Source organism: Vicinamibacteria bacterium (genome assembly GCA_035620555.1).
In the GTDB taxonomy this organism is placed as follows: Bacteria; Acidobacteriota; Vicinamibacteria; order Marinacidobacterales; family SMYC01; genus DASPGQ01.
In genome coordinates this window covers 1-6,392 of sequence record DASPGQ010000044.1, presented here as the reverse complement: position 1 = coordinate 6,392, position 6,392 = coordinate 1, and the positions used below count along the sequence as shown (strand labels likewise).

The 6,392-nt window shown below is 66.7% G+C and carries 5 protein-coding genes; all 5 read left to right on the top strand.

Going from position 1 to position 6,392, the window contains the following annotated elements; genetic code table 11:
* Positions 1 to 1,700, top strand: a 1,700-nt coding sequence (locus VEK15_01645; GenBank protein ID HXV59366.1) for a hypothetical protein, incomplete at its 5' end; no start/stop codon positions are given.
* A gap of 10 nt (positions 1,701 to 1,710) precedes the next feature.
* A complete protein-coding gene (locus VEK15_01640) occupies positions 1,711 to 3,441 on the top strand; it encodes a CRTAC1 family protein (GenBank protein HXV59365.1) in 1,731 nt (576 codons plus the stop codon).
* 4 nt (positions 3,442 to 3,445) lie between these two features.
* Positions 3,446 to 5,005, top strand: coding sequence for a tetratricopeptide repeat protein (locus VEK15_01635; protein HXV59364.1), 1,560 nt, complete (start codon positions 3,446 to 3,448; stop codon positions 5,003 to 5,005).
* 49 nt (positions 5,006 to 5,054) lie between these two features.
* On the top strand, positions 5,055 to 5,252 hold the full coding sequence (locus tag VEK15_01630) for a hypothetical protein (GenBank protein HXV59363.1): 198 nt from the start codon (positions 5,055 to 5,057) through the stop codon (positions 5,250 to 5,252).
* An 18-nt stretch (positions 5,253 to 5,270) separates the two neighbouring features.
* A partial coding sequence (locus VEK15_01625; protein ID HXV59362.1) for a protein kinase occupies positions 5,271 to 6,392 on the top strand: 1,122 nt, incomplete at its 3' end.

Below are 6,392 nucleotides of genomic sequence, written 5' to 3'. Positions count from 1 at the left end.
AATCGTTGTTTGTGAACTCCTTCCGCGGCGGACTCGGCCTCGTCGCTGGGCTCCTGGCCAGCTCGGCCTACGCCCAGTTCTCGACCGGTGAGGCGGCCACCGAGAACGTGACCGCGGGCGGCATTTACTGGCAGGTCCACGTGGAGTACGACACGGTGGAGCTCGTCGTTGCCGGTCCCGAAGGCGAGGTCTTCCGCCGCGTGTTCGATGGCCATCCGTCCTACGCTCTCGTCGACGACCATGGCGGGTCCCTTCCGGACGGCTCCTATAACTACGAGCTCATCTTCGCCCCTTACGTCGACCCGTCCACCCGCGACGCGATGGCGGCCGCGAGAGAGGTGGTCGACAGGTCGGACTCGCAGACGGCTACCGATGTCGCCGAGGAGCTCGGCCTGCCCACCGAGCCGGTCATCGTCTCCGGGAACTTCCGGACATTCGGGGGCTCGATCGTCAGAGGGGGCACCGAGATATCGTCTCTGTCCACCCTCACCGCGCCGCCGTCGAGCGGCGGCAACCTGACGCCGCAAACGCTCGTCGTCCCAGAGAATCTGATCGTCCAGGGGAATACCTGCACCGGTACGGACTGTGCGAACGGGGAGCCGTTCGGTTTCGACACGCTCCGGCTGAAGGAGAACAACCTTCGCATCCTGTTCATGGACACGAGCGTGGGAACGTTTCCCACGACCGACTGGCAGCTCACCGCGAACGACACCACGAACGGCGGGGCGTCGAGGTTCTCCATCGACGACATCGACAACGGAAGGACGCCCTTCACCATCGAAGGAGCGGCCCCGACAAACTCTCTGTACGTGGACAGCACCGGCAACGTGGGCTTCGGCACGTCGACTCCCGTCCTTGAGGTTCACGCGAGAGACGGTGATACGGCGGCGTTGCGGCTGGAACAGGACACCTCGAGCGGGTTTGCGGCTCAGACCTGGGACGTCGCGGGGAACGAGACCAACTTCTTCGTCCGCGACGTCACCCATGGAAGCAAGCTCCCCTTGAGAATCCTTGCCAACGCAACCGACAGGAGCATCGTGCTTGCCGCTTCCGGCGTGGGGATCGGAACCGATAACCCGCGGGATCGGCTGCACGTCGCGAACGGCATTCTGAGAGTCGAGGCGGAGGATGGAACCATTCCGGGTCTGCGCTTCGTGAACGCCACCCAGAGCTGGCTCTTCGAGAGCCTCGAGACCGGCATCTTCTCCGTTCGCGACGAAACGACCGGCACGACTCCCTTGCGCGTCTTTCCGGGCGGGGCGGAGAACACGCTCGTGCTCGTGAACGGACGCGTGGGGATCGGAACGACGACGCCGAGCGCCAAGCTCGACGTGAGCGGGCCGATCGTTCAGCGCGGTGGCGTGCTCCAGGCCGATTACGTCTTCGACCCCGGTTACCGGCTCGAATCGATCGAGGAGCATTCCGCTTTCATGTGGAGAGAGCGGCATCTGCCGGCCGTGCCTAAGATGCAGGTCGACGCGAGCGGGATGGAAGTCGTCGAGATCGGGGCCCAGCGCCGCGGGATTCTCGAAGAGCTGGAAAAGGCGCACATCTACATCGAGCAGTTGAACCTGGCGATCCTTGCGAAAGAGGAACGCATCGAGGGGCTCGAGAGCGAGAACGCCGCCATCCTCGACCGCCTTCACCGAATCGAGGCGCTCCTGAGCGCGCGCGAGGACGGATCGGAGAATAGGAAGTAATCGAGCCTGAGTGTCCGCCGAGCGATACCTCCTGAGCTCGCTACTCTTCGTGGGCCCGGCTTGCGCTCTCGCGAGCCGGGCTCATGCGGGTCCTACCTGTGCGGCGGCGGACGGCCCCGCCGGCTTCTCGGACGCGACCGCCGAGACGGGCCTCGATTTCGTCCACGTCAATGGAATGACGGGGGAGTTCTTCTTCCCCGAGATGGTGGGTCCGGGCGGAGGCTTCGTCGACTACGACAACGACGGCGACCTCGACGTCTACCTCGTTCAGGGAGGGCCGCTCGCAGTCTCTCCGGCACCGCCGGCCCTTGGCGACAAGCTCTTCCGCAACGATCTCGCGCGAGCCCCGGACGGCACGACCCGCCCGGCGTTCAGCGACGTGACCGACGCGTCCGGGATCGTGGCTTCCGGCTACGGGATGGGCCTCGCGACCGGTGACTTCGACAACGACGGCTGGACGGACCTCTACGTGACGAATCTGGGTCCGAACCAACTGATGCGAAACCAGGGCGACGGCTCGTTCGAGGACGTGACTTCCCGGGCCGCGGTCGCCGGCGCGGCGTGGAGCACGAGCGCGGCCTTTTTCGACTACGACCGTGACGGTTGGCTCGACCTCTACGTCGCCAATTACGTGAAGTACGAGGTGAAGGCGGACGTGAGCTGCTACTCGACGAGCAGCGCCCGCGACTACTGCGGGCCCACCGCGTACGAGCCCGAGCCCGACCGCCTCTACCGGAACCTGGGAAATGGAGCTTTCGAGGACGTCACCGCGACCGCTCTGCGCGCAGCCCGACCGTCGCCCGGCCTCGGTGTCGTCACCGCGGATCTCGACGGCGACGGCTGGCTCGACCTCTACGTAGCGAACGACGGCGTCGCCAACCAGATGTGGGTCAATCGAACGAACGGCACCTTCGAAGACGAAGCTCTGTTCCGCGGGGCGGCGCTGAACTGGATGGGTGTCGCCGAGGCGAGCATGGGCGTCGACGCGGGAGATTTCGACGGAGATGGAGACGACGATCTCTTCATGACGCATCTGACCGAGGAGACCAACACCCTCTATGCCAACGACGGTACGGGTTTCTTCGAGGACGCATCGCTTCGTTCCGGTCTCGGGGCGCCGAGCCTCGCGAGCACGGGATTCGGCACCGGATGGATCGACATCGACAACGACGGATGGCTCGATCTCGTCATCATGAATGGTGCGGTCCGCGTGCTCGAGGAGCTCGCGAGCCGCGGCGACGCCTACCCGCTGCATCAGGTGAACCAGGCGTTCGCAAACCGAGGAGACGGGACGTTCAAAGACGTTTCCCGTTCACTCGGTCCGGCCTGGTTGCTCTCGGAAGTGAGCCGGGGGGCGGCCTTCGGCGACCTGGACAACGACGGTGACACCGACGTGCTCGTCGTCAACAACCATGGGCCGGCCAGGCTGCTGCTCAACGCAGAGAACGGCGGTCATCACTGGGTCGGGCTCGAGCTCGAGGGGGCTCTCGAGAAGCGCGACATGCTGGGCGCCCGAGTCGAGGTGGTGACGGCCGACGCCCGCGTGCTCAGGCGGCGTGCCCGAACCGACGGAAGCTACTGCTCGGCCAACGATCCGCGGGTGCTCGTCGGGCTCGGGAAGGCCGACGCGATCTCCGCCGTGCGGATACGCTGGCCGAACGGCCAAACGGAAGAGTGGGGCGATATCCCGGTCGATCGCTACACGACCCTGCGCCAGGGTGAAGGTCGGTCGTCGAAGTAGAGCGATGCTCGTCGTCTCGAGGTTCATGCTCGTCGTTCTGGCCACGAGCCTAAAGGAGCCCGTCGAGCTCCGTCCCGTCCCGGAACCGCGCCTCGCGGAGCTCGAGGACGCGGTGAGAGAGCAGATCGGTCCCGTCCATGACCTGCTCGATGAGCTCGCATCGGAGCAGCCCGACTCTCTCTCGGCGAGGGAGCTCGCCGACGCGTTCGGATCCGGCGGTCAGATCTACTTCACCTACGACCTGCCCGAGCCCGCCGAAGCCTCCTTCGAGAATGCCCGGCTGCTCGCACCGACGGATTATCGCTGGCCGTACTATCTCGGAGCGCTTCACCAAAAGGCGGGTCGCCTCGAAGAGGCCGTCGCCTTCTACCGGGAGGTCCTCCTGCTTCGCTCCCACGACGTTCCCGCGCTCGTTCACCTCGCGGAAGCGCTCCAGCAGCTGAATCGTCTCGATGAGGCGGAGGCCCTCTATCGGAAGGGCCTCGCGGCCGACGGTTCCTGTATCGCGGCCCGCGCCGGGCTCGGACAGATTGCCTTTCTCCGTCGCGACTACTCGCTCGCCGTCGATCTGTTTCAGGAGTCGCTCGCCGCCGTGCCCGATGCCAGCCGCCTGCATTACCCTCTCGCGATGGCGTACCGCCAGCTGGGCGAGGAGGAAAAGGCGCGGCAGCATCTCGAGCGTAGCGGCCCGGTCGGCGTCGGGGTTCGTGATCCTCTGATGGACGAATTGCTCGAGCTGCGCCGCGGCGAGCGCGTGCACACGCTCCGGGGAAAGGTCGCCTTCCGTTTCGGGCGCTACGAGGACGCCGCGTCCGAGTTCGCGAAAGCCGTCGAGGCGAGCCCGGAGAGCTTCCGGGCTCGAGTGAACCTGGGATCCGCGCTCGCCGCAGTGGGGAACGTCGACGCCGCCCTCCGCGAGTACGAAGCCGCGCTCGGGCTCGAGCCACTCTCCGCAAACGCGCACTACAACCTCGGATATCTCCTGGCGCGCCGGGGCGACAGCGAAGCCGCCACGAGACACTTGAGGGCCGCGATCGAAGCCGACCCTGAGGACCACGAGGCGCACGTCGAGCTCGCGGATGTGCTTCATCGCGCGGGCCTTTTCGCGGATGCGGAGCGTCACTACTCGAAGGCGGCCGCACTCGCACCCGACGACGGCCGAGCGCTTCTGGGGCGATCGCGAGCGCTCGCGGCCGACGGCCGCTATCGCGAGGCTCTCGCCGGACTCGAGGACGCTCACGGGAAGCTCCCCACGGATGGCGGCATCGCGCAGGCCCTGGCCCGCCTTCTCGCGTCGAGCCCCGACGCCGCGATTCGGGACGGAGCGCGCTCGCTCGGTCTCGCCCAGCGTGTCTTCGACGCGCGGCCCACCCCTTTCCACGCCGAGACCGTCGCCATGGCGCTCGCCGAGCTCGGCCGTTGCGAGGAGGCGTCCCGCTGGCTGCGCGTGGGCATCGAGCTCGCGAGCCGCGAGCCCAGAACGGACTCACTCGACCGTTTGAAGACGTCGCTTTCCGAGTACGAGAGCGGTCCGCCTTGTAGACCTCCCTCTCGTGACCCCTAGTTCCAGGCTCGTCACGTGGCTTACTCGTAGCGGAGGGCCGATAGTCTCGTTGACGATCGCGACGTCCGGCGCGTCTCCGGTCGAGGTCGTAGCCGTTGAGCGACGGGTCGACGGAGAAGCCGATGAGGGAGTCGAGCTCGATGCCGGGGTCGATGGCGTGGAGGTTTCGCGAGCTCTGCACGAAGAGCCCGGCGCCCAGAAGGAGAAGGAGCGAGAGCGCTTCCCCCTATCTCTCCTGATAGAGTAGGCTTCGACCCGTTCGCTCATGATCGGCAAGACCCTCGCCCACTACACCATCACCTCCGAGTTGGGCAAGGGAGGCATGGGCGAGGTATACCGCGCGACCGACACGAAGCTCGGCCGCGAAGTGGCGATCAAGGTGCTCCCTGCGGCGCTCGCCGAGGACCGAGAGCGTCTCGCCCGCTTCGAGCGCGAGGCGAAGCTCCTCGCCTCGCTCAATCACCCCAACATCGCTCACGTGTACGGATTCGAGAGCGCGACGCTCGAAGACGGCTCGTCGGTGCACTTCCTCGCCATGGAGCTTGTCGAGGGCGAAGACCTTTCGGAACGTTTGAAGCGCGGGCCGATCCCGGTGGACGAAGCGCTCGCGGTCGCCAAACAGATCGCGGAGGCGCTCGAGGAAGCACACGAGAAAGGTATCGTCCATCGCGACCTTAAGCCGGCAAACGTCAAGCTGACGCCGGACGGAAAGGTGAAGGTGCTCGACTTCGGTCTCGCCAAGGTCGCCGAAGCCGAGCCGTACTCGGCCGGCGAAGGCGGCTCGCAATCGCCGACGCTCGCGCAGACGGGAACCCAGGCGGGCGTCATTCTCGGGACCGCCGCCTACATGTCCCCCGAGCAGGCGCGCGGAAAGCCGGTCGACAAGCGCGCCGACATCTGGGCGTTCGGCGTGGTGCTGGTCGAGATGCTGACCGGACAACGGCTCTTCACGGGTGAGACGGTCAGCGACGTCCTCGCGGGCGTACTGACGCGGGAGCCGGACTGGACTTCCCTTCCGCCAGCCGTCGGACCGGAGCTGCGACTCGCGCTGCGGCGCTGCCTCGCAAAGGATCCAAGGAGTCGCTGGCGCTCGGCCGGTGACCTCGCGCAGGTGCTCCAGGACTCCGCCACCGCGACGAGCCCTGTAGCAGAGGCCCGCGGCCGCGACGCTATTCCCTGGAAATGGGTGGCGCTCCTCGCTCTCGCGGCTATGGCAGCTCTCGCGCTCCTCTGGATCCGGGACCGCTCGAAACCTCGGGCGCCGTCGAGTCCCGTGCTCTCGTACCGTTCGCTCACGCGGGACGCGGGCATGGAGGTGGAGCCGAGCCTGTCTCCGGACGGGCGGCTCGTGGCCTACAGCTCGAACGCCGACGGCGACTGGGACATC

Bases quoted from the DNA above. Each gene is read 5' to 3' on its own strand.
- VEK15_01635 (HXV59364.1), top strand. From the start codon at position 3,446: ATGCTCGTCGTCTCGAGGTTCATGCTCGTCGTTCTGGCCACGAGCCTA.